Source organism: Tsukamurella pseudospumae (genome assembly GCF_001575195.1).
Classification (GTDB): domain Bacteria; phylum Actinomycetota; class Actinomycetes; order Mycobacteriales; family Mycobacteriaceae; genus Tsukamurella; species Tsukamurella pseudospumae.
In genome coordinates this window covers 1,262,727-1,287,174 of the sequence record NZ_LSRF01000058.1, presented here as the reverse complement: position 1 = coordinate 1,287,174, position 24,448 = coordinate 1,262,727, and the positions used below count along the sequence as shown (strand labels likewise).

Here is a 24,448-nt window from a genome sequence, read left to right as displayed (position 1 = left end):
ACGCGATCCGGTCAACGATCAGGCGCCCCCGAGTGCCACTTCGGTGACGCCGTCGCGGCCGCGGAGGGCGTCGAACCGGCCGGGGACGCAACTGAAGACGATCACCTGGGCGCCGCGGCCGGCCTCGACGAGGGCGTCGGCCATCGCGCCGAGGCGGGTCGGGTCGCTGTGGCCGAGGGCGTCGTCGAAGATGACGGGGGCGCCGTCGGCACCGTCGACCAGACGGGCGCACGCCAGCCTGCTGAGCACGCCGAGCTGCTCCTGTGCACCGCCCGACAGGGACTCGAAGGGCACTGTGACCCCGTCCACGGTGCGCGAGGCGATCGTGAGGTCGTCGCCGACGGTGATGGTGAGCGGATCACCGAAGACGGTGCGGCCCAGGCCCTCGAGCGCCCGCTGATACGGCGCCTGCACCCGGGCGCGGCGGGCGTCGCGGTGCGCGGTGAGCGTGTCGTGCAGCAGCGCCGCCGCCCGCGCACGCTCCTCGACCGAGGTGAGGGCCCGCTCGGCGTGGACGTGCTCGGCCGCGGCCGCGTCGAGCCGGTCGCGACGGCCGTCGGCCTGGAACAGCTGCAGCTGGCCGTTCAGCGCGGACAGCTCGTCGCGGGCCGCAGCCTCCGCCGCCTGCGCCTGCTCGGCCTGCGCGCGAGCCGCGCCGAGCCGGGCGGCGAAGCCCGCGACATCGGCCTCCTGGGCAGCACGATCATGCGCGGCGGCCTCCGTCGCAGCCGACTCCCGGGCCGCGACGGCGGCATCCGCGGCGATACCCAGCGCATCGTCGGCCGCCTCGGCGCGCGCCCGTTCCAACTCGGCCGTCAGCTCGGAGGCCCGGCTGTCGAAGTGCTGCAGCCGATCCGCCGCGACCTGCGCATCGGTCGTGGCGCGGTGCAGCTCCTGGTGCTTCTGCCCCAACTGCTCGCGGGTCTGCTTCTCCTCGCCCCGCGAGGACACCTCGGCCTGCGTGGCCTCCATGAGGTTGGCCTTGGCACACTCGGGATCCACGGCGAGCAGCTCCGGATCGACCGCCGCCTCCAGCGCGACGATCCGCTCGGCCGACTCCTCCGCGAGCCGCCGCAGCTCGTCGAGGGTGTGCTCGCCGAGGGCGTGCGCCAGCGCGATCCGCGCCTCCTGCAGCTCGATCTCGATCGCCTCGCGCAGCTCGTGCAGCTCCCGGGCCTCCTCGACGCTCGCGGCGCCGGCGTCGCGGCACGCCGCCAGCAGAGCGCCGTGCGCCGCCTTGACCTCCGCCGCCGCGTCGGCGCTCTCGCCGCGCTGGACCACCTCGATCCGGACCGCGCCGGGCACCTCGATGACCATGCCGTTGCCGGCGACGACCTCCACCGGCTCCTCGCCGATGTTCCGGCCGTCCACGAGGACATCGGAGAATCCCAACCGCTCCAGCTGCAGCGTGGCCGCGAGCGCGGAGAACCGGGCCTGCGCCTTCTCGTGGCGCTGCTCCGCGACGGCGATGGTCTGCAGGGCGCGGCGGTCGATCGGGTTCAGCGCCAGCCGGTTCCGCGCATCCTCGACGTCCTTGCCCAGCAGCTGCGCCTGCTCGATCCGCTTGCCGAGCCGCTGGTAGCCCACGGATTCCCTGGCGTAGTCGACGGCGTACTGCGCCTGCGCCTTCCGCTCCCGCCGGTCCGCGGCGACCGCCGACAGTTCGTGCACCGTGGTCTCCAACCACGACGCCTCGGCGGTGAGGACCTCGCGGTCCGCGAGCGCCCGGTCGCGCAGCACGCGCACCTGCGCAGCACGCTCCGTGGCGAGGGCCTGCTGCTCCACGAGCCGGCGGCGGCGATTCGCGGCCTCACCCGCGTGCTGCTCCCGCAGCGTGGCGGATTCGAGCACGGCGCGGGACTGGGCGACCTGCGACTGCAGGCGGGTGATCCGCTCCTGATCGGCGCCGACCGCCTGCAGCGCCGCGGCGGCGGCGGACCGTCGGTCCACCAGGGCGGACAGACGTGCGGAGGCGAGGACGTGCTGGTCCGCGACCCGGTCGACCTCGAGCAGCGCGGCCCGGGCGGCATCGAGGGCCGCACGCGCCGCGGCCTCCCGGGCGCGCGCGGCCGACAGCTCGTTGGTGGGGCGGCCGGTGGGCGTGAAGTAGCGCGCCCGCTCGGCGGCGACGGCCTCGGCCAGGCGCTCGGCGCCCGGCTCATCGTCTCCCGCGCCGCCGGACGCCGCGTCGAGCGCCTTCGCGAACGCGGCGCTGTCGCGCAGCGAGGGCTGGCCCGGGCCGGGGCCCTGCAGCACCGTCAGCGCTTTGAGCAGGTCGCCGTCGACGTACGTGCGCATCTGCTCCGCCACCCAGGACTCCGCGCTGCCGCCCGTGAGTTGCTGCGGCGCCGGCTCGAGCACCGTCAGCACGGTGCCGGGGCGCCGGTGGTACTGCTTGGCGTAGACGAACCGGTACGGCCCGACGGTGAGCTCCGCCTCGACGAACGGCCCCGCGTCGCGATGAGCGGGGCACACGGCCTCCACGCGCTGCGACTTCGAGGTGGCCTTGACGTCGAGCAGGAGCTGCAACGCCTCGACCATCGAGGACTTGCCGGCCTCGTTGGGGCCGTGCAGGAGCGTGACGCCCGTATCGGCGAAGGAGATCTCCCGCTCCGCGACGCCGCGGAAGTCCTTGATGGCCAGGCGGTGCAGCCTCATGCGCCGACCTCCTGGCGGGTGAGGCGGTAGAGCAGGGCGAGCGCGCCCGAGGCATCGGCCGCGCGGTCACCGCCGCTGCGAGCGACGCCCAGCAGCTCCTCCGCCGCATCGGCGGCCGGGCCCGTGAGCTCGAGCGACTCCAGCTCCGATTCCCCCGGCAGCACCGCGAGATCCGTCTTGCGCTCCCACAGCTCGACCGCGGCGAACCTCGCCCGCAGGGCCTCGATCTCCGCATCCAGCTCGGCCTTCGCCGACAGCCCGACGGTGCCCGTGAACCCCACCTTGACCACGGTGCGGTCCTTGTCCGGCAACGCAGACAAGGAGCCGACAGCCGCGGCGACGTCGCGCTCCGAGGACAGCGGGAACTCCCGCGACGCGAAGCGCCACGTGCCGACCCGGACCGGGGTCACCGTCGCGCCGCCCGACTCCGGGACGTCCACGACGAGGACCGAGCCGGACCCCGTCTCCTTGTGGTCGAAGTTGGTGACCTCGGGGGCGCCGGAGTACCAGATGTCCTGCGCCACTTCGGTGACCGAGTGCCGATCCCCCAGCGCCACGTACCGCAGCTCTCCCGCGGCGATTCGGCCGGACAGCGCGGCCACGTCGATGAGCCGCTGATCCTGCGCGCCGACCGGGAGCGTGCCGCCGTGGCCGACGGCGATGCGGATCACGCCCGCGGCGGGCGGCGCGACCGCGGCGACCGCCTCCGTGAGCGGATCCCCCGCCGGGTGCTTGGAGAACCACGGCGCCGCGAGCAGTTCGACGCCCGGGCGCACCTCGTGCACGCCCGGCGCGTCCAGCACGATCACGTTGGCCGGACGGTGCCGCGCGAACACCTCGGAGGTGTAGATCGACGCCGCGTCGAGCGGATCGTGGTTACCGGGCAGCAGGTAGACCGGGCAGCCGATGCCGGCGATCCGGTCCAGGCTGCGGGCGATGACGGCGGGCGCGAGGCGGTTGTCCTCGAAGACGTCACCGCACACGACGACGAACTCCGCCTCCTGCTCCGCCGCGACCGCCCCGAGCCGGGAGATCGCGTCCAACCGGGCATCGGTGAACCGGGCCTGCGCATCCGCGTCGAGGAAGTGCCGCGTCATCCCCAGCTGCCAATCGGCCGTGTGCAGGAACCGCATCTCTCACCCCCTGAAGTCGTGTCCTCTCAGGGTAGTGACCCCCACCGACAAGTTCCGCCACCGACGCGGCCCGCCCCCGATCCTCAGTCCCCCGCCGGGCTCACGACACGCTGCGCTCGCACATCCGGCAGGTTCCACTCGGCGAGCTCGAAGTCGGCGTCGTCGTGCAGGATGACCAGGCCGCGGGCTGCCGCAGTCGCGCAGATGAGCAGATCCACCGTCGACAGCGCCCGCACCGCTCCTACCCCGACGAGTCGATGCTGCGCAGACTCAATCCAGGACCAGACCGCCTTGGGCACGGGCACGTCGGGGTACATCTCGAAGAACAATTCATTGATCTGGTCGTACTCAACCGAATTCCGGGCCGACCTCCGGAACTCGGCTCGCTGCGGCGCACACGAACCCACCGCCCCCGCGGTCAGCATCCCGAACCACCGATCTGCGAGAGCGTCATCACGGGTGATCCGCCATATCGCCGACGAATCGACGAGGTAGCGGATCACGCGCGGCCCGACTTCTCTTCCTCACGGAGAGCGCGCCAGCCCTCGTAGTCCCAGCCCTTCGCCTGCTCACGTAACCGCGCGAACGCCTCGACCCTTCGGTGCTGCGCGAGGTACTCGCGTAACGCCAGATTGACCGCTTCCTTCTTGGTCCGCACGCCGGCGACGCGCATCACACCGTCGAGAGCTTCGTCGTCAAGATCGATCTGAGTGACTGCCATGTACCCCCTCCTTGTGGGATCTGTACATAGACTACCAACATCATCAACATTTCGCAGGTCACCGCGGGTCGCAGAGGCGGTCGTAGAGCTCGGCCAGCTCGTCGGAGGCCTCCGCCACGTCGGCGGGTTTGGTGCCGGTGCGGCGCAGGGCCATGCGCAGCAGCGCCGGGTCGAGCAGCGTCATCGCGTCGATCGGCGCGGGCTCGGGCAACGGCGGGAGGTCGAGGCCGTCGCCGTAGAAGGCCGCCGGACCCGCGTCCCAAGCCCCGGGATCCCAGGCGTCCCGGGCACCGTCGCCCGACGATGCCGCACCGCCCGGCCCCGGCGCGGAATCGGTGGACACCCGCGCGAGCAGACCGGCCAGGGGCACCCCCGCGAAGTCCAGGACCAGCGAGGGATCGGTGTCCGCGGCGGCGCAGAACTCGTAGGTCAGCGCGAGTGCGTGCACGCAGGCACCCGACTCATCGGGGCACGCGCACTCGACGACCACATCGGACGCCGACTCGGGCAGCACCAACTCCCCCAACGCGCGGCCCAACTCCCCGCGAGTGACCCCCAGCAGCTCGCCGGACGCGCCCTGCCCCACCAGCAGCGAGACCACCGCGGCCGCGTCGCCCGGCACCCGCGAGAGCGCGACAGCGAAGGGATCGAGCTGGCTGCCCTGGACCGTCGCGGTGACCGACCCCGGCACCACGGCCATCGCGTACACCTGGTGCTCGGAGTACAGGCGACGCGCGTACTGGACCTTGCGCCGCTCCGTGACCTCCTCGCGCTGCTGGATCAGCCTGCGCGAGAACCACGTTCCGCCCATCGGCCGCGCAGAATCCCTAGCCTTGCGGGCCACGCCGATCACCGCCTCTCCCTGGCCGTGCGCGCCATCTACGTCACCGCCTCGTCGCGCAGGGCGATCAACTCGTACAGCTCGTCGTTGTTGAGTTCCGTCAGCCACGCCTCGCCGACCTGCACCGTCATGGACGAGAGCTCCTTCTTCGCGGCGATCACGCCGTCGATCCGCTCCTCGAGCGTGCCCGCGCAGACGAACTTGCGGACCTGCACGGCGCGGGTCTGGCCGATGCGGAAGGCCCGGTCGGTGGCCTGGTTCTCCACCGCGGGGTTCCACCAGCGGTCCACGTGCACCACATGATTCGCCGCCGTGAGATTGAGCCCCGTTCCGCCCGACTGCACCGTCGCCACCAGTGCCGGAGGGCCATCACCGGACTGGAACCGGGCCACCATCGCGTCCCGGTCACGCCGGGGCACGGCACCGTCGAGCACCGGGACCTCCGCGCCGAGCAGGCCCGTGAGCCAGGGCTGCAGCATCCGGGCGAATTCGGCGTACTGGGTGAAGACGAGGGCGCGCTCCCCCTCGGCCGCGATGGTCTCCAGGACGTCCGCGAGCAGTTCCAGCTTGCCGGAGCGGTGCTGCCCGCGGCGCAGCAGCGGCGAACCGTCGCCGAGGTAATGCGCCGGGTGGTTGCAGATCTGCTTGAGCCGGGTCAGCGAGGCCAGGACCAGGCCCCGCCTGCCCATGCCCTTCGACTCGCGCAGCTCCCGCACCAGCTCGTTGAGCACCGCCTGGTACAGCCCCGCCTGCTCCGGCGTGAGCGACGCGCGGACCGTGAACTCGGCCTTCTCCGGCAGCTCCGGGGCGATGTTCGGGTCGGTCTTCTCGCGCCGCAGGATGAACGGCGAGGTCAGCGTGTTCAACCGGCGCACCGCGGCGCGGTCCTGCTCCCGCTCGATGGGCATCGCGAACCGGTTCCGGAAGGTGCGCGCCGAGCCCAGCAGACCCGGGTTGACCAGGTCGATCACCGCCCGCAGGTCCTCCAGACGGTTCTCCACCGGCGTGCCGGTGAGCGCCACCCGGTGCCCCGCAGGGATCGACCGCAGCGCCTTGGCGGCGGCGGTGTTGGCGTTCTTCACGTGCTGCGCCTCGTCCACCACGATGCGCGCCCAGTGGTGCCCGGCGAGCAGCTCCCGGTCGCGGGCGGCGAGGGCGAAGGTCGTCAGGACCACGTCGGACTCCCGCGCGATCCGCCCGAACTCCTCGCCGGTGGGCCTATCGCTGCCGTGGTGCACGTGAATCCGCAGATCGGGGGTGAAGCGCTGGGCCTCCGCGACCCAGTTTCCGACCACCGACATGGGGCAGACCAGCAGCGTCGGGCGCACCCCGTCATCGTCGGGCGAGTCGAGCCGCTCGTGGCACAGCAGCGCGAGCACCTGGATCGTCTTGCCCAGACCCATGTCGTCGGCGAGGACCGCGCCGATGCCGGCGCGCCACAGGCTCACCAGCCATTCGAGCCCCCGGAGCTGGTAGGGCCTCAGCTGCGCCTTGAGCGTCGACGGGGCCTCCACGACGGCGGGCGCGATGGTGCCGCCCCGGTACACCGAGTCGAGCCAGCCGAGCCCGTCGACGGCGGCCAGCGGGGCGGGCAGCGCGGCCGGGTCGGCGATCATGCCCAGGAGGTCCTGCAGATCCGTGCCGGACTCCGCCGCCGACCGCTGCTCGGCCACGAACCGCGCGGCCTGCGCCAGGGTGCGACGGTCCGCGCGGACCCACTTGCCGCGCACCTCGACCAGCCCCGACGCGGCGTTCGCCAGGCCCGCGAGTTCACTCGCGGTGAGCACCACGTCGCCCACCGCGAGCTGCCACGCGAAGTCCTTGATCTCGGCGAGCCCGGCCTGCACGGTGAGCGCCGTGCGCCCCGGCTGCTCCCGCCCGACGAGGCGCAGCGCGGGCCGCACCGTCGCGATCGACGCCGGCAGCAGCACCTCGTACCCGGCTTTGGTCAACCCCGGAGCGCCCTCCAGGAACAGCGATTCGGCCTCGGTGGTGGTGAGCAGGAAGTCCAGCGAGGTCCCGTCCTGCCGGGCCCGCTTGAGCGGCGGATACACCGCCAGGGCCCGGGCCAGCTCGCCCGCCAGGTCGTCCAGGTCGACGGGGCTCATCCGTGCCGGATCCGCCCGGACCGGCGCGGCGCCGGGGACGCGGCGGCAGACCTCGAGCCGCCACGGTGTGTCGGACGGCGTGGATCGCGGGTCGAGTGGGTTCTCCCCCGGTGCGCGGCCGTCGGGCTCGACCAGACGCAGCACCAACAGCGTCTCCGCCGACCGGACGCTGCCCGACCACTCGGTCCACGCCGCAGCGGCCCCCGCATCGGCGACGGCGGCGGGCGGGAGGGGCGCACCGTCGACCAGGGCGCGCAGCGCGGGGGCGGCGACCCAGGACCACGGGCCCTCGCCGAGGCGCCGGCGCGCATAGCCATCGGCGAGCTCCGCGCCCATGTCGAGGACGGCGGCAAGGTCGCCGGTGCGGCGCAGCACCGGCGGCATCGCGGCCGCGGCGGTCTGCACCCAGGTGCGCCACTGCACCGACTCGATCGGCGCCCACCGCACGGTCCAGTCGCCGTCGTCGCTGCGCAGCGCGGGACTCACCGCACCCGCCGCGACGAAGCGCTCGACCGACCGCGCGACCCAGCGCAGGAACCGCAGGTCACCGGCACCGTCGGACGGCTCGAGCCGGTCCAGCAGGTCCAGGGCGCGGGTGGGCCCGAGAGTGAGGGCGGGTGCCACGAGACGCCCGCTCGGCCCCGTCAGCGCGACGGTGCGCCGGGGCCTCCGGTCACCGAGGATCTCGGCGATCGGCGCGGGGAGCGCCGCCGGGTCGGGCTCGGCGGTGGGTTCGCCGACCTCGTCGGTGAACCACAGCGCGAGGCCCAGGCCGGGGCGCCACAGTCCGTGTGCCGTCGGTTGCGGTCTGGGCATGGACGTCGGCCTACTCCGGAGTCGCCCGGTACGCCTCGTGCCGGTGGCGCAGACGGTGCCGCAGGTGCGCGCGGACCGAGGGCCACTCGTGACGCAGGATCGAGAACAGCACCGCGTCCTGCAGCGCGCCGTTGCGGTACCGGCGGTAGCTGCGCAGCACCCCGTCCTGCTTCGCCCCGAGGCGGGCGATCGCCTCGCGCGACTGGGTGTTGACCCACTGGGTGCGCAGCCCGATGCACTCGCAGCCCAGCACGTCGAAGGCGTGCTCGAGCAGCAGCAGCTTGGACTCCGCGTTCGTGCCCGTGCCGTGGGCCGACGCACGGTTCCAGGTGAAGCCGATCTCCATGCGCGGAACCGCGGGATCGATGTCGTAGTAGGTGGTCATCCCGAGCACCCGGCCGGCCGCGTCGATGGCCGTGAAGGGGATCATCTCGCCCTTCTCCTGCAGCCCGAGCCGGCGGTCGATCTCCGCACGCAGTCCGTCGGGCGAGGGAACGGAGGTGTACCAGCGGTCCCACAGCTGGCCGTCCTCGAGGGCCTCGACCAGCCCGTCGTACTGGTCGTGCGAGAGCGGCGCGAGCGTGACCAGGTGGCCCGCCAGCGTGACGGGTTCCAGGGGCGAGAGGAAGGTCATGCGTCGCAGGCTACGCGGCGGGGGTGACAAGCAGCCGTTCGAGCGCCGCGCGCAGGCCGTCCGGGGCGCCCGCGGGACGCCGGGTCTCGCGGTCGACGAAGACGTGCACGAACCACCCCTCCGCGGCGGGGGCACCGTCGGCCCCGAACAGCGTGACCGCGTACCGGACGCTGGACCGGCCCAGCTTCGTCACGGCCAGGCCGGCGGTGACGGGCTCCGGGAAGGCGAGCGGGGCGTCGTAGCGGCAGTGAGATTCCACACAGAGGCCGATCACGGGCCCGTGATGGATGTCGAGACCGCCCTCGCGGATCAGGTACGTGTTGATGACCGTGTCGAAGAAGCTGTAGTACTCGACGTTGTTGACGTGCCCGTACACGTCGTTGTCCTTCCACCGCGTGGGAACCACCAGGGTGTAGGGCTGCTCATCGATCGTCGGCATGCCGCCCGACGGTACGCCGCCCACCGGTCCGGCAGGCCCACCGGTGGGAACTTTCCGGGGGCCGTCGGGGGTTAGATGGGGTGCAAGGTTCCACAACCGGCTCGCGTCCCACGGAGGTCATCATGGCGAACAAGCCCGCCCCCATCTCTCCCGAGCAGCCCCGCCTTCCCGCCGTGCAGCACGACGGTGGCGGCGTCGTGGGCTCCGTCGTCGACCGTGCGGCCCGGCTGCAGGGTCCGGCGGTGGCCAAGTACGTGGCGGGCCTGCGGGCCGACAACCCCGACGACTCCCCGGCACAGATCATCGACCGCCTCGAGAAGCGGTACCTGCTGGCGGTGACCGGCAGCGGCGGGGCGGTCGGCGCCACGGCCGCGGTGCCCGGCGTCGGCACCGTCGCCGCGCTCGGCGCCGTCGGCGCGGAGACCGTCGTGTTCATGGAGGCGTCCGCGCTGTACGCGCTCGCGGTCGCGGAGGTCTACGGGATCCCGATCGACGACCGGGAGCTGCGCAGGGCGCTGGTGCTCACCGCGGTGCTCGGCGATGCCGGGCTCGGAGCGCTCCGCGCCACCGTCGGGGCCAAGAACGCGACCCTGCTCAACCTCAAGAAGAACCCCGCGCTCCCCGGCCTGGGCAACCTGAACAAGCAGCTGATGAAGATGTTCACGCGCCGCTTCATGGCGAAGAAGGCACCCTTCATGCTCGGCAAGCTCCTGCCCGCGGGCATCGGCCTCGTCGTCGGAGCGGGCGGTAACCGGGTGCTCGGCAAGGGCGTGATCAAGAACGCCCGCGCGGCCTTCGGACCGGTCCCCACCGCGTGGCCCACGCCACACCTGCGGGTGATCGAGGGGACGGCGACGAATGTGACCGGGACCGCGTTACCGGAGTAACCCGTCCCGCCTTCACAGTGGTGGACTACCCTGAACCGAGCGGACTTGCGCCGTCTGCGATCCAGTGCGGCGCGCGCCCAAGACGACGATGATGAATCGAGGCGAGGACCTGCCGTGAGCAGCAGTTCTGTATCGGATTTCGGCCAAAACGAGTGGCTGGTCGAGGAGATGTACGAGCGGTTCAAGGCCGACCCCAAGTCGGTCGACCCGAGCTGGCACGAATTCCTCTCGAACTACACGCCGGGTGCGGCGTCGAACAACGAGGCGTCCCCGAGCGCCGCAGCCCCCACCGCGGCCGCGGCGCCCGCCACCCAGCCCGTGGCACAACCGGCCGCCACCCCCGCGCCGAAGCAGGCGAAGACCACCGACACCACGCTGACCCCGGCGCCCGCCGCTCCGGTCACGCCGGCACCGTCGTCCCCCGCCAAGCCCGCCCCGGCGCCCAAGGCCCCCGCGCAGACCGAGTTCCCCGCCGAGGAGGAGCGCACCGTGCTCCGCGGCGCGGCGAACGCCGTGGTCAAGAACATGAACGCCAGCCGCGAGGTACCGACGGCCACGTCGGTGCGCTCGATGCCGGTCAAGGTCATGTTCGACAACCGCGTGGTGATCAACAACCACCTCGCGCGCACCCGCGGCGGCAAGATCAGCTTCACCCACATCCTGGGCTACGCCCTGGTGCAGGGCGTCAAGGCCTTCCCCAACATGAACCGGCACTTCGCCGAGATCGACGGTAAGCCCAACGCCGTCACGCCGCCCCACGTCAACCTGGGCATCGCGATCGACCTGGTCGGCAAGAACGGCAGCCGCAGCCTCGTGGTCGCGGGCGTCAAGGGCGCCGAGGCGATGGACTTCGGCCAGTTCGTGGCCGCGTACGAGGACATCGTCCGCCGCGCCCGCCAGGGCAAGCTCGGTGCCGAGGACTTCGCGGGCGTCACCATCTCGCTGACCAACCCCGGCGGCATCGGCACCGTGCACTCGGTGCCCCGCCTCATGGTGGGTCAGGGCGCGATCATCGGTGTCGGTGCGATGGAGTACCCGGCCGAGTTCCAGGGCGCGAGCGACGAGAAGATCGCCGAGCTCGCGGTCGGCAAGCTCACCACGCTGACCTCGACCTACGACCACCGCATCATCCAGGGCGCCGAGTCCGGCGACTTCCTGCGGTACGTCCACGAGCTCACGCTGAGCGATGACTTCTGGGACGACATCTTCCGCACGATGCACGTGCCCTACGAGCCGATCCGCTGGCGGCAGGACATCCCCGCCCACGGCATCGACAAGGACGCGCGGGTCCTCGCCCTCATCGCGGCGTACCGGGCGCGCGGCCACCTCATGGCCGACGTCGACCCGCTGCGCTACAACAACGACAGCCTCGAGTCGCACCCCGACCTGAACGTGCTCACCTACGAGCTCACCCTGTGGGATCTCGACCGCACGTTCAACGTCGGCGGCTTCCACGGCGCCGAGCGGCTCAAGCTGCGCAAGGTGCTCTCCGTGCTACGCGACGCCTACTGCCGGCACGTGGGCATCGAATACACGCACATCCTCGAGCCCGAGCAGCAGAAGTGGCTGCAGGAGCGCGTCGAGACGAAGGACATCAAGCCCACCGTCGCCGAGCAGAAGTACATCCTCAGCAAGCTCAACGCGGCCGAGGCCTTCGAGACATTCCTGCAGACCAAGTACGTCGGCCAGAAGCGCTTCTCGCTCGAGGGCGCCGAGTCGGTCATCCCGATGATGGACGCGGTGCTGGACCAGGCCGCCGAGCACGAGCTCGACGAGGTCGTCATCGGCATGCCGCACCGCGGCCGGCTGAACGTGCTGGCGAACATCGTCGGCAAGCCCTACAGCAAGATCTTCACCGAGTTCGAGGGCAACCTGAACCCGTCGCAGGCACACGGCTCGGGCGACGTGAAGTACCACCTCGGAGCCGAGGGCAAGTACTACCAGATGTTCGGCGAGAACGAGATCACCGTCTCGCTGGTCGCCAACCCGTCGCACCTCGAGGCGGTCGACCCGGTGCTCGAGGGCATCGTGCACGCCAAGCAGGACATGGCGAACCCGCCCGAGGGCGAGCACCCGATCATGCCGCTGATGCTGCACGGCGACGCGGCCTTCGCCGGCCAGGGCGTCGTGGCGGAGACGCTGAACATGGCGAAGCTGCCCGGCTTCTCCAACGGCGGCACCATCCACATCGTCGTCAACAACCAGGTGGGCTTCACCACCTCGCCGGAGCACTCGCGCAGCTCGCAGTACTGCACCGACGTGGCGAAGATGATCGGTGCGCCGATCTTCCACGTCAACGGCGACGATCCCGAGGCGTGCGTGTGGGTCGCGAAGCTCGCGGTGGACTTCCGCGAGAAGTTCGACAAGGACGTCGTCATCGACCTCGTCTGCTACCGCCGCCGCGGCCACAACGAGGGCGACGACCCGTCGATGACCCAGCCCGGCATGTACGACGTGATCGACACCAAGCGCGGTGTCCGCAAGTCCTACACCGAGGCCCTCATCGGTCGTGGCGACATCTCGACCAAGGAGGCCGAGGACGCGCTGCGCGACTACCAGGGCCAGTTGGAGCGGGTGTTCAACGAGGTCAAGGAACTCGAGAAGTTCCAGGCCGAGCCCGCGCCGTCGATCATCGCCGATCAGCCGCTCCCGAGCTCGCTCGTGACCGCGGTGCCGCTGGAGCAGATCCAGCGGGTGGGCGACGCGTACGCCAACGTCCCCGAGGGCTTCACCGTGCACCCGCGCGTGGCCCCCGTGGTCAAGCGCCGCTTCGAGATGTCCCGCGAGGGCGGCATCGACTGGGCCTTCGGCGAGCTGCTCGCGTTCGGCACGCTGCTCGAGGAGGGCCGGACGGTCCGCCTGGCGGGCCAGGACAGCCGTCGCGGCACGTTCACGCAGCGTCACGCGGTGCTCATCGACCGGCAGACCGGTGCGGAGTACACCCCGCTGGACAACCTGGGCCCCGACGGTACGCCGTCCCCCGGGCGCTTCATGGTCTACGACTCGGCGCTCACCGAGTACGCCGGCCTGGGCTTCGAGTACGGCTACTCCGTCGCCGACGAGTCGGCGCTGGTGTGCTGGGAGGCGCAGTTCGGCGACTTCGTCAACGGCGCGCAGTCGATCATCGACGAGTTCATCAGCTCGGGTGAGGCCAAGTGGGGCCAGACCTCCGGCGTCACACTGCTGCTCCCCCACGGCCACGAGGGCCAGGGACCGGACCACACGTCGGCCCGCATCGAGCGCTTCCTGCAGCTGTGCGCCGAGGGCTCGATGACGGTCGCGATGCCGTCGACCCCGGCGTCGTACTTCCACCTCCTGCGTCGCCACGCCCTCGACGGCGTGCGCCGCCCGATGGTGGTCGCGACCCCGAAGTCGATGCTGCGCAACAAGGCCGCCGTCAGCCCCGTCGAGGACTTCACGACGGGCAAGTTCCGCTCGGTCATCGACGACCCGGCCTTCGAGATCGACGGTGGCGACCGCAGCAAGGTCACCAAGCTGCTGATGGTCTCCGGCAAGCTCTACTGGGAGCTGGAGGCGCGTCGGAAGAAGGACGGCCGCGACGACGTGGCGATCATCCGCATGGAGCAGCTGTACCCGCTGCCCTCGCGGCGCCTGCCCGCGACGCTGGACAAGTACCCGAACGCCACCGACATCCGGTGGGTCCAGGAGGAGCCCGCGAACCAGGGCGCGTGGCCGTTCTTCGGCCTCGCCCTCCCGGAGCTCGACGGTCGCCTGATCGGCATCAAGCGCGTCTCGCGCCGCGCCATGTCGGCGCCGTGCTCGGGCTCGTCGAAGGTGCACGCCGTCGAGCAGGCCCAGATCATCGACGAGGCCTTCCTCGTCTAGATCGACTCGGTCACCAGCAGGGCCGGTTCTCCTTCGGGAGGACCGGCCCTGCTCGTTGCGGAGCCCAGACACACCTGCCGCGCCCGGATCTACGGCTCCCCTCGTCCCGTCGACTCTCGGATCGTGTCCACTCCGGACACGCTGTCCACACCGGTCAGAATCCGAGTGCCGCCCGAACGGCGGGAACGGAACCCCAGCGAGAAGTCGGGCACGGCACCAAAGCAGGGACGGGTGGCGGCACCGTCGTCGAGCGCATCGGAGCGAGCGAGCCGTTAGGCGAGAGAGCGAGGTTTAAGCGAGCGGCGGTGCTGCCATCCGGCCCGGCCCTGCGCACCCGGCCCGGCCGCACCCGCCCGGACCACGGCGCACCGTCGGACCTACCCCACAGTGAGATCGAGCCCGACCGCCCCCGCCATCCCCACGAACATCGTGGCGAGATGGTCCACCACCTCGTCGCGGGTCATCGCGGCGAAGCCGGCGTTCTCGTCGAGCCACTGCACGAGGGTCTCCTCGACCACGGCGATCCAGCCGTGCACGGCGAGGACGAACTGCGGCGAGGGCTGGACGCCGATGTTGCCGGCCTGGTCCACGAAGTGCCGGACGATCTGCTCCCGGACGGTCTTGACGGCCGTGCGGATCCGGGGCTCCGACCAGCTCACGCCCGCGAGCATGGGGAGCAGGGACTGCCGGTTCTCCATGATGTGATCGACGTAGGTGCCCAGCGTGGCACTCAGGATCGGCATCACCTCGGCGAGGTCCTCGGGCTCCCGCTCCGGGGTGGCGATCTCGCCGACGATCCGGGCCTGTTCCTCGACGAGCGCGACCTGGAAGTCGAGCTTCGAGTCGAAGTAGTGGAACAGCAGGCCGGCCGACACCCCCGCCTGGCTCGCGATGTCCTCGATGGACACCTGCTCGAGCGCCTGATGTTTGAGGCTGAGTAGGCCCAGGTCGATGAACTGCTGGCGCCGGGCCTGGGGGCTGAGCCGGGTACGCTTGCGCCCCACCGCTGCGGCGACGGACTTTCTGGTCACCTACTGAATCATACTCAATAGGTCGTTGACAGACGCCGGTTCCCAACCCTACTGTCGAGTAAGAACGCCGCGCAGCGGCGCATCCGAGCAGTTCAGCCTGCAGAGCGTGAGGATCACATCATGAAGAGTTTCCGCGGCAAGGTCGCCGTCATCACCGGCGCCGCCTCCGGCATGGGGCGCGAGCTGGCCCTCCAGCTCGCCGAGGAGGGCGCGAAGCTCTCGCTCTGCGACTACGACCCCACTGGCCTCGACGCCACCGCCGAGAAGGCCCGCGCCCTGGGCGCCGAGGTGCACACCAAGGTCGTCAACGTGGGCGAGCGCGAGCAGCTGCTGGCCTACGCCGACGAGGTCGTCGAGCACTACGGCACCGTCAACCTGCTGTTCAACAACGCCGGCATCGCGCACCACGAGCCGATCGAGACGACGTCGTTCAAGGACTACGACCGCGTCATGGACATCAACTTCTGGGGCGTCGTCAACGGCACCAAGGCGTTCCTGCCGGCGCTGATCGCCTCCGGCGACGCGCACATCGTCAACACCAGCTCGCTGTTCGGCCTGCTCGCCGTCGGCGGCCAGAGCGCCTACAACGCCTCGAAGTTCGGCGTGCGCGGCTTCACCGAGGCGCTGCGGATCGAGATGCTCTCGAGCGGCCACAACGTGGGCGTGTCCTGCGTGCACCCGGGCGGCATCAAGACCGCCATCGCGCGCAACGCCACCGTCGCCGAGGGCAAGGATCAGGCAGGCACCGCCGAGCTCTTCGACAAGTACCTGGCCCGCACCGAGGCCTCCGACGCCGCACGCACGATTCTCAACGGTGTCAAGCGCAACCGCGGCCGCGTGCTCGTGGGCATGGACGCCAAGATCATCGACGTCCTGGTCCGCGCCGGCGGTTCGGCCTACGAGCGCGTCAACGCCTTCGTCGACAAGCAGGTCAACAAGCGCCTCTGAGAGATCCCGCTCCGCGACGGCGGCCCCCGGACCCAGCGCGGGCCGGGGGCCGTCCTCGTAGCTGGACGGCCTCAGTGCAGCGGGTGCTCCTTGGCCCAGTCGTCGGTGGCCTGCTCGGCGGTCCGCTCCCCCGATTCGACCTTCGCGACCATCTGCGCGAGGTCGGCGGTGGTGAGCTCACCGGCGATGGCGGACAGCCGCTTCGTCTGGGCCACCGTCAGACCGTCGCGGCGCACCAGCGGGACGACGGCGCGGGAGGGGACGGCACCGTCGGGGTCCGCGACCTGCGTCAGGTCCCGGGCCGACGGCGAGAGCGTCCCGAGCTGCGCGACGGCCGCCCGTCCCTCGGTCACGGCGCGCGCGGCGGCGGCCTCGTCGGGCACGACGACGACCGGCCCCGTCGGGCACCCGTAGCGGGCCTTCAGGTCCGACGGTGACCCCGACGGGATCGCGACGCTCCCCGACAGCCCCTCGCACCCGCGCAGCGTGGCCGCGGGGGCGTCCTTCGACACGAAGAGCATGGGCTGGTCGAGCGCCAGTGTCGGGTCGCCCAGGCCCAGCCCCTCGGGCAGCACTGCGCTCAGGGCCACGAACTGCGCGTCCCACTGCTCCCGCGGGTTCTCGGACTCCGATTCCTTCGCCTTCGTCGGCTGCGCGACGCCGGGTCGGTAGCGCTCCCAGAGCTCGCCGGTCAGCGCGGGCGCGATCGTGATGTCGCCACGCTCGACCGCCGCCACCGCGGCGTCGCCGGGCCCCAGCCCCAGCTTCGTCTGCACGGGCGTCCCCGCGGCGCGCAGCGCGTTCGCGTAGAGGAGCGCCCCGATCCGGGAGGCGGCACCGTCGGACGACCCGACGGTGACGGTGCCCGGCGCGGTCCGCGGACCGAGATCGGACAGGTCCCCCGCGTCCGAGCAGCCCGCGGCACCGAGCGCGACGAGGGTCACGACCGCGGCACCGACCTTGCGAGATCTCACGCCTACTTTCTACCCGGCCGCCGTGCGAGCCGGACACCGGCCCGCCCGCGCGCCGCCGACCGTCGTTCCGCCCGACTACCATCTCCTGCATGCCCTCCATGCCGTCCATGCCCCGGCCTGGTGCGACCCGCCGTGAGGTCCCCGAGGTCGACGTCCCCCGCGTGCCCGTGGCGCGTGCCGTCGTCGACTGCGGTGTTTACGTCGACGGTGAGCGCCTGCCCGGCCGGTTCGGGTACGTCGAGGCCATCGAGGAGGTCCGGCGCCGCGGCGAGGGCTACGTGTGGGTGGGGCTGCTCGATCCCGACCAGCATCAGATGGACGAAGTGGCCCGCGTCTTCGGGCTGCACCCGCTGACCGTCGAGGACACCCTGGTCACGCACAACCGGCCGAAGGTCGACCGGTTCGACGACACGCTGTTCCTCATCCTCAAGACGGTGAACTACGTGGGCCACGACCGCACCGACCCCATGGCCCGCATCGTCGAGACCGGCGAGGTCATGGTGCTCGTCGGGCCGGACCACGTGATCACCGTCCGGCACGGCGACCACGGCAGCCTGCGGCGCGTGCGGCGCAACCTCGAGGGCAATCCCGAGCTGCTCAAGCTGGGGCCGTCGGCGGTGATGCACGCCGTGGCCGACCACGTGGTCGACACCTACGTCGCCGTGTCCGACCTGCTCGAGGACGACATCGATCACGTCGAGGAGGAGGTCTTCCGGGCCCGCTCACGCACCAAGGTCGACGAGATCTATCAGCTCAAGCGCGACATCGTCGAGCTGCGTCGCGGCATCCACCCGCTCTCCCATGCGATCAAGCGGCTGACCTGCGACTTCACCGATCTCATCCCCGGCGAGATCCAGCGCTACTTCTCGGACGTGCTCGATCACCAGTCGATGGTCGCCGACCACGTGGAGACCTACAACGACGTGCTCAGCTCGCTCATCGACGCGGCCGTCGCCAAGATCGGGATGCAGCAGAACGAGGACATGCGCAAGATGTCGGCGATCATCGGCCTCGTCGCGGTGCCCACCATGATCGCGGGCATCTACGGCATGAACTTCGACAACATGCCCGAACTGCATTGGCACTACTCGTACTACGCGGTCGTCGCGATCATGATCGTCGCGTGTATCGTCCTGTTCATCACCTTCCGGAAGATCAAGTGGCTGTAGGCCGACGCGTCGATCCGTGTTCATGAGCTACACCGCGCGGGCCGCGGGTCGGCCCGGATCGGCGGGGTCGATGCCCGCCTCGGCCCACGCCTCACGCAGCGCCTCTGCGCCCTTGAGCCGCACCCAGGCCGCCTCGTTCGCGGTGATCGGGTCGGCGCGCAGGAACCGGACGGGTTCGCCGTCCTCGCGGTGCAGGTCCGGCACCGTCGACTCCCCCAGCAGGACCGCCGTGAACGACGCCCCCGCCCACAGCGGCGCACCGAGGTCGACGAGCGCGTCGGGCGCGAGCACGAGGCCCTCGACGGCCGGCGTCGCGGCGAGGATCGCGAGCGAACGGTGCACGCCGTCGAGCGCGGCGCCCGGCCCGTCGGTGGCGGGCCGGAGCTCCAGCACCACCTCGGCGCGCGGTCCGTCGTCGACGGTGACCAGCGCGTTCGGGTCCGTCATCGCGTGCCGCGAGCATCCGACGCTGGCGAAAGCCACCACGCGGTCGCCCACCCAGCGCTGCACCGTCATCGGCTCGAGGCCGAGGAAGGTCACCGACGCCGATGCGGGCGGCGCGAAGCCGCGCTTCTCGTAGTGCGCAGCGAGGTGCTCACGGGCGGCATCGACGACGGAACTCACGGGGGTCCATCCTACGAGCCCGACCGGCCGACGACCCGCCCGGTGCTGCCGCGGTCGAGGAACATCGGCCCGCTGAGGGCCTGCAGATCCGCGGCCGACTCGCCGGCCACGCGACGGACGAGGAACTGGACCGCGCGCCGGGCCATCGCTCCGGGGTCGGGTCCGACGCTGGTGAGGCGGGGCCGCGTGAGCTCGCCGGTCTCGGTGCCGGAGAACAACGACAGCACGGAGAGGTCGTGCGGGACGGTCACTCCCCCAGCTGCCGCCGCGGAGATCAGCCCCAGGCCCGCGGGTTCGTTGCACACGACGACGGCGGTGACCGGGCCGTCGGCCAGGCCGGCGAAGGCGTCCCACCCGGCGGCGAAGGTCGACGGCACGGCGAGCACGTGCGCCCGGACACCGTGCCGCGCGACGGCACCGTCGACGGCGGCCCGCGACCGGACGTCCACGCCGGGGGCGTGCGCCCCGTCGGGGATCTCCCGGACCAGCACCGCGACGTCGCGGTGCCCGAGGCCCCCGAGATGGGCGAAGGCCTCCTCCGCCGCGGCGTCGAAGTCCGCGTCGCAGAACGCCGTCGCGGTGTTGTCGTCGGTCCTGCCGACGAGGACGAACGGGACGCCCGCCTCGCGCAGGTAGTCCACGCGCGCGTCGCGGTTGTACACCTCCATCACCACGAACCCGTCGACCAGTCCCTGGCGCGCGGTCTCGCGCACCGAATCCGCGTCGTCCGCCGGGCCCGGCAGGAGCATCAGGTGCGAGCCGAGCGCCCGGGCCTCGTCGGCCGCGGCCGTGAGGTAGCCCGCGGTGTCGAGCCCCTGACCGAGCGCGTCGGTGGTCAGCAACAGTCCCAGCAATCCGGTCCGCCGGCCGGCGAGCGCCTGCGCGAGGGCGTTGGGCGCGTAGTCCAGGGAGGCCATCGCGGCGTAGACGCGATCCCGCGTCTCCGCGGAGATCGGACGCGTGCCGCTGAGGACGTAGGAGACGGTGCTCCGCGACACCCCCGCGAGCCGCGCGACCTCGGCCATCGTCGCCACCCTGCACCTCCTCGTCGGCGAAAGCAACGCTCCTGATCCTACGGATCGGTTACGCTGGATCCAGCGTCATCGACGCGCGTCGACGATCGTCGGAATGCAGATGCCTTCGAAGGGAGTGTTGTGGTTCTCAAGGACCTCGGAACGGCCGATTGGTGGCGCCAGGCGGTGGTGTACCAGATCTATCCGCGCAGCTTCTCCGACTCCGACGGCGACGGGATCGGCGACCTTCCCGGCATCACCTCGCGCGTGCCCTACCTGCGCGACCTGGGGGTCGACGCGGTGTGGCTGAGCCCGTTCTACCCGTCCGAGCTGGCGGACGGCGGGTACGACGTGGCCGACTACCGGAACGTGGACCCGCGCCTCGGCACGCTCGACGACTTCGACGCCATGAGCGCCGCACTGCACGCGGCCGGCATCAAACTGATCGTCGACATCGTGCCCAACCACACCTCCGATCAGCACGAGTGGTTCCAGGCCGCGCTCGCCGCGGGCCGCGGCTCCGACGAGCGCGACCGCTACCACTTCTTCGAGGGCAAGGGCGAGAACGGCGACGAGCCGCCGAACGACTGGCAGTCGCACTTCGGCGGCCCCGCCTGGCACCGGGTCGACGAACCCGACGGGACGCCCGGCCAGTGGTACCTGCACATGTTCGCCCGCGAGCAGCCCGACCTGAACTGGGAGCGCGACGACGTGCGCGCGGACTTCGAGCACACGCTGCGCTTCTGGTCGGACCGCGGCGTGGACGGATTCCGCATCGACGTCGCCCACTACCTGCGCAAAGACCTGAGCGAGCCCTTCGCCCCCTTCGCCGTGGTGGGGCTGGGCGAGCTCACGCTCAACCCGGATCACCCGTTCTCGGATCGCGACGAGGTGCACGAGATCTACCGCGCCTGGCGCAAGGTCTTCGACGAGTACACCCCGCCCCGCACGGCTGTCGCCGAGGCGTGGGTGCACAAGACCAGGCTCGCGCCCTACGCGAGCGCCGAAGGGCTCGGGCAGGCGTTCAACTTCGACCTGCTCGTCTCCGAGTTCGAGGCCTCGCAGTTCCGCGAGATCATCGAGGAGAACCTCGAGCGCTCCGCCGAGACCGGCTCGTCGAGCACCTGGGTGCTGTCGAACCACGACGTGACCCGGCACGCCACCCGCTACGGCCTGCCCGCGGGCCTCGGGCACCACGCGGCGGCGTGGACGCTCGCCGGCGGCGCGCACGACGAGGTCGACACGGCGGTGGGCGAGGCCCGCGCCCGGGCGGCGACGATGCTCCTGCTGGCCCTCCCCGGCTCCACCTACCTCTACCAGGGCGAGGAGCTGGGCCTGCACGAGGTCGGCGACATCCCCGCGCAGTCGCGCCAGGACCCCACCTTCTTCCGCACCGAGGGCAAGGAGGTCGGCCGCGACGGCTGCCGCGTCCCGCTCCCGTGGTCCGGTACCGGGTCGTCCTTCGGATTCGGGTCCGACGGTGCGCACCTGCCGCAGCCCGCATGGTTCGCGGACTACGCGGTGGCCGTCGAGGCCGACGATGCCGCGTCGACGCTGAACCTCTACCGCCGGGCGCTGGCACTGCGCGGCGAGCTGCAGACCGCGGAGACGTTGACGTGGATCGAGCACCCATCCGCGTCGGTGCTGGCCTTCGAGCGGCCCGGCGGCTGGCGCTCGTTCACCAACTTCGGCTCCGAGCCGGTGGACCTCCCCGAGGGCGAGATCCTGCTCGCGAGTACGGATTCCGCGGATGGTCGACTGCCCGGCAACGCGACGGTGTGGATGCGCTGATCGACCGAACCGTGCGGGGCCGGAGTGTGCGACGCCGGCCCCGCACCGTCCGGCCTAGAAGAACCTGCCCGGCTGCCAGGGCCGGTGCCGCTCCGACACCTCGTCGATGATCTCCGGACTCCAGACGTGCTTGCGCACCAACCGGTACCGCTCGCACGCCACGAACAGGTACACCTCGGCATCGCTCGACGACGCCATGATCCCCGCGTCGCGCGCCATCGCGACGACCGGCGTGAACTCCTCCTCGTACCAGCGGCGCGCGACCTCCTCCCGGGGGAGGAACTCCTCCAGCTCCTGGCCGAGCCGGAATCCCCACGCCTCCACCGATTCCGCGAGCCGCGAGTAGTCCCAGGCGTTGGCGAACGCGATGCGCTCCCGCGCCTCCCCGGACACCGGCACCCGGTCCAGGAACAGCCGCCGGTGGTCCTTCATCAGCAGGTCCGAGCGGACCGCGATACCGCCGGCGCCGATCCGCGTGATCACCTCCGTGACATAGGCGTCGATCGTCGCGAAACCCCGTGCGAAGGCAATGGACACGCGGTGGTGCCCGTCGACCACGAAGTACAGGTCGCCGACCTTCTTCACCTCGATCGGCGGCATCGACTCGCCGCGCCGCTGCGCCGCAGCCAGTCGCTGCCAGCGTGCCCGCAGGGCCGGCGAGCGCGGCCGGAAGTAGCGATCGAAGTCCCGGGTGCGGTCCACGCTGCCGACGATCTGCGCGACCGGGACCACCTGCAGCCCGAGATTCCGCTCCGAGACGAGTCCCAGCGCCGCGACCACCTCGTCGTACGGGAGCACCTCGGTGACGTCATCCGGTTGGCCCCGGACCCAGGCCGCCAGCCGCGCGACGTTCGCACGCCGCCGGGACCGCTCGAAGTCCGTCCGGGCGTCCTCGTCGGGGAAACCGGTGTCACGCGCCACGTCGCCGCTCCAGGATGTCGAGGCCCTCGGCGCCCGCCGGGCGTCCGGGAGTGATGTCGAAGTAGGTGTACCCGACGGTGTTGAGCACCGGCACACCGTCGATCTCGCGATCCGGCCCCGGCGCGCCGAACGGGTGCACGTGCCCGTGCACGAACGCCTGCGGGCGGATCCCCGCCACCAGCGCGCCCAGCGCGGCGAGACCGCGGTGCGGCCCGTCGTCACCGTCCCCCACGCCGAGCGCGGGCGAATGCGCGAGCACGAGGTCGACGGTACGCCGCCGCGCCGCGAGCCGCACCCGCCAGGCACGGCGCGTGGCCTGCGCCTGCGTCCACTGATTCGGACCGGACCGGTAGCGGATCGACCCGCCGAGACCGGCCACCGTCAGACCGCCCACCCTGACGACCCGGCCGTCCGCGTTGACGCCCCCGCGCGGCCCCGGAGGCTCGGAGGGCATGCCCCCGCGCACGTACCCGCCGCGGGTGCTGCGGTACCCCGCGTAGTCGGGATCGTGGTTGCCGGGGACGAACACGCACGGCACGCCGTACCGGTCCATGAGCCCCTCGAGGTACTCGCCCGACAGGTCGCCCGCGCCCAGGATCAGGTCCGGGCGCAGGGTCGACGATGCCAGGGCCAGGCCCGGCACCTCCTCGTCGCTGACGGCGAGCACCCGCACGGCGACGGCTCTTCCGGCGCCCGGTTGCTACTGGGCCAGGTTCAGTCCGGTCGCGGCGTCGAACACCGCGATCTTCGTGGGGTCGTAGAACAGGTCCACCTCGGCGCCGCGGGCGGCCGTCGAGTCCGCCGACAGTCGCGCGACGACCTCGTCCACACCCGCGAGCGGCTGCTGCTGCGCGGCGTCGAGGTCGGCGAGGGCATCGGTGCGGCCGGCGCCCGCGGGGACGGCGAAGTGCACGAACTTGTCGGAACCCATCGACTCGAGGACGTCGACCTTCGCGGTGAAGGTCAGGCCGCCCACACGCTGGTTCGGGTCGAGCAGGCGAGCGTCCTCGAAGTGCTCGGGACGGATGCCGACCACCACGTCGCCGGTACGGTTCCCGGCTGCCGCGGCACGCTCGGCCAGGCGCGGCGCGTCGAGCAGCAGGATCTCGCCGAGCGCGGTCTGGATGCCCACCGAGGTGAGTCGGCCGGGCACGAAGTTCATCGCGGGCGAGCCGATGAAACCGGCGACGAACAGGTTGTTCGGGCGGTCGTAGAGCTCCTGCGGAGCGCCGACCTGCTGGACGTCGCCGCTCTTGAGCACGACGACGCGGTCGCCGAGCGTCATGGCCTCCGTCTGGTCGTGCGTGACGTAGACCATCGTGGTGCCCAGGCGCTTCTGCAGCCGGGACACCTCGGTGCGCATCTGCACGCGCAGCTTGGCGTCGAGGTTCGACAGGGGCTCGTCCATGAGGAAGGCCTTGGGGCTGCGGACGATCGCGCGGCCCATCGCGACGCGCTGGCGCTGGCCGCCCGAGAGCTGCGAGGGGCGGCGGTCGAGGTGCTGGGTGAGGTCCAGGGTGCGCGCGGCGTCCTCGACCTTGGCGTTGATCTCGTCCTTGCTCAGCTTGGCCAGCTTGAGCGGGAACGCGATGTTCTCGCGCACCGTCATGTGCGGGTAGAGGGCGTAGGACTGAAACACCATCGCGATGTCGCGGTCCTTGGGCGCCTTCTCGTTGACCCGCTCTCCGGCGATCCGCAGCTCCCCGGAGGAGATGTCCTCCAGACCGGCGATCATGTTGAGCGTGGTGGACTTCCCGCAGCCCGACGGGCCCACCAGGATGAGGAACTCCCCGTCGGCGATCTGCAGGTTGATGTCGCTGACGGCGGTGGAGCCGTCGGGGTAGGTCTTCTTGACGTGGTCCAGGACGATGTCGGCCATGTGATTGCTCCTCGA

The 24,448-nt window shown here is 71.5% G+C and carries 19 protein-coding genes and 1 pseudogene; 5 read left to right on the top strand and 15 right to left on the bottom strand.

Features of this window, described 5'->3' with window-relative positions; genetic code table 11:
- Positions 1-18 precede the first annotated feature (18 nt).
- The 8 genes and pseudogenes from AXK60_RS24865 to AXK60_RS24830 form a co-directional block, all read right to left on the bottom strand.
- Entirely contained in the window at positions 19-2,658 is a 2,640-nt protein-coding gene (locus AXK60_RS24865; protein ID WP_068575179.1) for an AAA family ATPase, read from the bottom strand.
- Positions 2,655-3,791 carry a metallophosphoesterase family protein gene (locus tag AXK60_RS24860; protein ID WP_068575178.1) on the bottom strand — a complete coding sequence of 379 codons (1,137 nt, stop codon included), beginning with the start codon at positions 3,789-3,791 and terminating at the stop codon, positions 2,655-2,657. Before AXK60_RS24860 ends, AXK60_RS24865 begins: the two co-directional genes overlap by 4 nt.
- 83 nt (positions 3,792-3,874) lie before the next feature.
- A complete protein-coding gene (locus AXK60_RS24855) occupies positions 3,875-4,294 on the bottom strand; it encodes a PIN domain-containing protein (protein ID WP_068575177.1) in 420 nt (139 codons plus the stop codon).
- Positions 4,295-4,359: 65 nt separating this feature from the next.
- Positions 4,360-4,512: pseudogene (locus tag AXK60_RS24850) on the bottom strand (type II toxin-antitoxin system VapB family antitoxin); the annotation flags it as partial.
- A gap of 58 nt (positions 4,513-4,570) precedes the next feature.
- On the bottom strand, positions 4,571-5,365 hold the full coding sequence (locus tag AXK60_RS24845; RefSeq protein WP_139058124.1) for a hypothetical protein: 795 nt from the start codon (positions 5,363-5,365) through the stop codon (positions 4,571-4,573).
- Between the two features lie 26 nt (positions 5,366-5,391).
- Complete coding sequence (locus AXK60_RS24840) at positions 5,392-8,277, bottom strand: DEAD/DEAH box helicase (RefSeq protein WP_068575174.1); 2,886 nt, start codon at positions 8,275-8,277, stop codon at positions 5,392-5,394.
- A gap of 10 nt (positions 8,278-8,287) precedes the next feature.
- Positions 8,288-8,911, bottom strand: coding sequence for a GNAT family N-acetyltransferase (locus AXK60_RS24835; RefSeq protein ID WP_068575173.1), 624 nt, complete (start codon positions 8,909-8,911; stop codon positions 8,288-8,290).
- Between the two features lie 10 nt (positions 8,912-8,921).
- Positions 8,922-9,350 (bottom strand): acyl-CoA thioesterase, encoded by a 429-nt coding sequence (locus AXK60_RS24830; protein WP_068575352.1) that lies wholly within the window; start codon positions 9,348-9,350, stop codon positions 8,922-8,924.
- Positions 9,351-9,472: 122 nt separating this feature from the next.
- Here AXK60_RS24830 and AXK60_RS24825 point away from each other — a divergent pair, with 122 nt between their 5' ends.
- Positions 9,473-10,237, top strand: coding sequence for a hypothetical protein (locus AXK60_RS24825; protein WP_068575172.1), 765 nt, complete (start codon positions 9,473-9,475; stop codon positions 10,235-10,237).
- Positions 10,238-10,351: 114 nt separating this feature from the next.
- Entirely contained in the window at positions 10,352-14,083 is a 3,732-nt protein-coding gene (locus AXK60_RS24820; RefSeq protein ID WP_082778240.1) for a multifunctional oxoglutarate decarboxylase/oxoglutarate dehydrogenase thiamine pyrophosphate-binding subunit/dihydrolipoyllysine-residue succinyltransferase subunit, read from the top strand.
- A 377-nt stretch (positions 14,084-14,460) separates the two neighbouring features.
- Here the strand turns inward: AXK60_RS24820 and AXK60_RS24815 are convergent, their stop codons facing one another.
- Entirely contained in the window at positions 14,461-15,114 is a 654-nt protein-coding gene (locus AXK60_RS24815) for a TetR/AcrR family transcriptional regulator (protein WP_082778239.1), read from the bottom strand.
- Positions 15,115-15,234: 120 nt separating this feature from the next.
- On the opposite strand from AXK60_RS24815, the gene AXK60_RS24810 reads away from it, so the two are divergent.
- Positions 15,235-16,062 carry an SDR family NAD(P)-dependent oxidoreductase gene (locus tag AXK60_RS24810; RefSeq protein WP_068575169.1) on the top strand — a complete coding sequence of 276 codons (828 nt, stop codon included), beginning with the start codon at positions 15,235-15,237 and terminating at the stop codon, positions 16,060-16,062.
- 71 nt (positions 16,063-16,133) lie between these two features.
- Here AXK60_RS24810 and AXK60_RS24805 read toward each other — a convergent pair whose 3' ends face one another.
- Positions 16,134-17,036 (bottom strand): glycine betaine ABC transporter substrate-binding protein, encoded by a 903-nt coding sequence (locus AXK60_RS24805; RefSeq protein WP_082778238.1) that lies wholly within the window; start codon positions 17,034-17,036, stop codon positions 16,134-16,136.
- An 80-nt stretch (positions 17,037-17,116) separates the two neighbouring features.
- On the opposite strand from AXK60_RS24805, the gene corA reads away from it, so the two are divergent.
- Complete coding sequence (corA, locus tag AXK60_RS24800; RefSeq protein ID WP_425315235.1) at positions 17,117-18,205, top strand: magnesium/cobalt transporter CorA; 1,089 nt, start codon at positions 17,117-17,119, stop codon at positions 18,203-18,205.
- Positions 18,206-18,232: 27 nt separating this feature from the next.
- On the opposite strand, the gene AXK60_RS24795 is transcribed toward corA, so the two are convergent.
- Together AXK60_RS24795 and AXK60_RS24790 are read right to left on the bottom strand one after the other, a co-directional pair.
- Positions 18,233-18,829 (bottom strand): suppressor of fused domain protein, encoded by a 597-nt coding sequence (locus AXK60_RS24795; RefSeq protein ID WP_068575166.1) that lies wholly within the window; start codon positions 18,827-18,829, stop codon positions 18,233-18,235.
- An 11-nt stretch (positions 18,830-18,840) separates the two neighbouring features.
- Positions 18,841-19,854, bottom strand: coding sequence for a LacI family DNA-binding transcriptional regulator (locus tag AXK60_RS24790; RefSeq protein ID WP_231855650.1), 1,014 nt, complete (start codon positions 19,852-19,854; stop codon positions 18,841-18,843).
- Positions 19,855-19,983: 129 nt separating this feature from the next.
- On the opposite strand from AXK60_RS24790, the gene AXK60_RS24785 reads away from it, so the two are divergent.
- Positions 19,984-21,633 carry a glycoside hydrolase family 13 protein gene (locus AXK60_RS24785; protein WP_068575164.1) on the top strand — a complete coding sequence of 550 codons (1,650 nt, stop codon included), beginning with the start codon at positions 19,984-19,986 and terminating at the stop codon, positions 21,631-21,633.
- A 54-nt stretch (positions 21,634-21,687) separates the two neighbouring features.
- On the opposite strand, the gene AXK60_RS24780 is transcribed toward AXK60_RS24785, so the two are convergent.
- Genes AXK60_RS24780 through AXK60_RS24770 form a run of 3 tightly spaced genes read right to left on the bottom strand, consistent with a single transcriptional unit; the run spans position 21,688 to position 24,433 of the window.
- Positions 21,688-22,554 (bottom strand): ParB N-terminal domain-containing protein, encoded by an 867-nt coding sequence (locus AXK60_RS24780; RefSeq protein WP_068575163.1) that lies wholly within the window; start codon positions 22,552-22,554, stop codon positions 21,688-21,690.
- Positions 22,544-23,227 (bottom strand): metallophosphoesterase family protein, encoded by a 684-nt coding sequence (locus AXK60_RS24775; RefSeq protein WP_068575162.1) that lies wholly within the window; start codon positions 23,225-23,227, stop codon positions 22,544-22,546. The genes AXK60_RS24780 and AXK60_RS24775 overlap by 11 nt, the downstream gene beginning before the upstream one ends.
- A gap of 27 nt (positions 23,228-23,254) precedes the next feature.
- Entirely contained in the window at positions 23,255-24,433 is a 1,179-nt protein-coding gene (locus AXK60_RS24770) for an ABC transporter ATP-binding protein (protein ID WP_068575161.1), read from the bottom strand.
- Positions 24,434-24,448 lie beyond the last annotated feature (15 nt).

Bases quoted from the DNA above. Each gene is read 5' to 3' on its own strand.
- AXK60_RS24865 (WP_068575179.1), bottom strand. From the start codon at position 2,658: ATGAGGCTGCACCGCCTGGCCATCAAGGACTTCCGCGGCGTCGCGGAG.
- AXK60_RS24860 (WP_068575178.1), bottom strand. From the start codon at position 3,791: ATGCGGTTCCTGCACACGGCCGATTGGCAGCTGGGGATGACGCGGCAC.
- AXK60_RS24840 (WP_068575174.1), bottom strand. From the start codon at position 8,277: ATGCCCAGACCGCAACCGACGGCACACGGACTGTGGCGCCCCGGCCTG.
- AXK60_RS24835 (WP_068575173.1), bottom strand. From the start codon at position 8,911: ATGACCTTCCTCTCGCCCCTGGAACCCGTCACGCTGGCGGGCCACCTG.
- AXK60_RS24830 (WP_068575352.1), bottom strand. From the start codon at position 9,350: ATGCCGACGATCGATGAGCAGCCCTACACCCTGGTGGTTCCCACGCGG.
- AXK60_RS24825 (WP_068575172.1), top strand. From the start codon at position 9,473: ATGGCGAACAAGCCCGCCCCCATCTCTCCCGAGCAGCCCCGCCTTCCC.
- AXK60_RS24810 (WP_068575169.1), top strand. From the start codon at position 15,235: ATGAAGAGTTTCCGCGGCAAGGTCGCCGTCATCACCGGCGCCGCCTCC.
- AXK60_RS24790 (WP_231855650.1), bottom strand. From the start codon at position 19,854: ATGGCCGAGGTCGCGCGGCTCGCGGGGGTGTCGCGGAGCACCGTCTCC.
- AXK60_RS24770 (WP_068575161.1), bottom strand. From the start codon at position 24,433: ATGGCCGACATCGTCCTGGACCACGTCAAGAAGACCTACCCCGACGGC.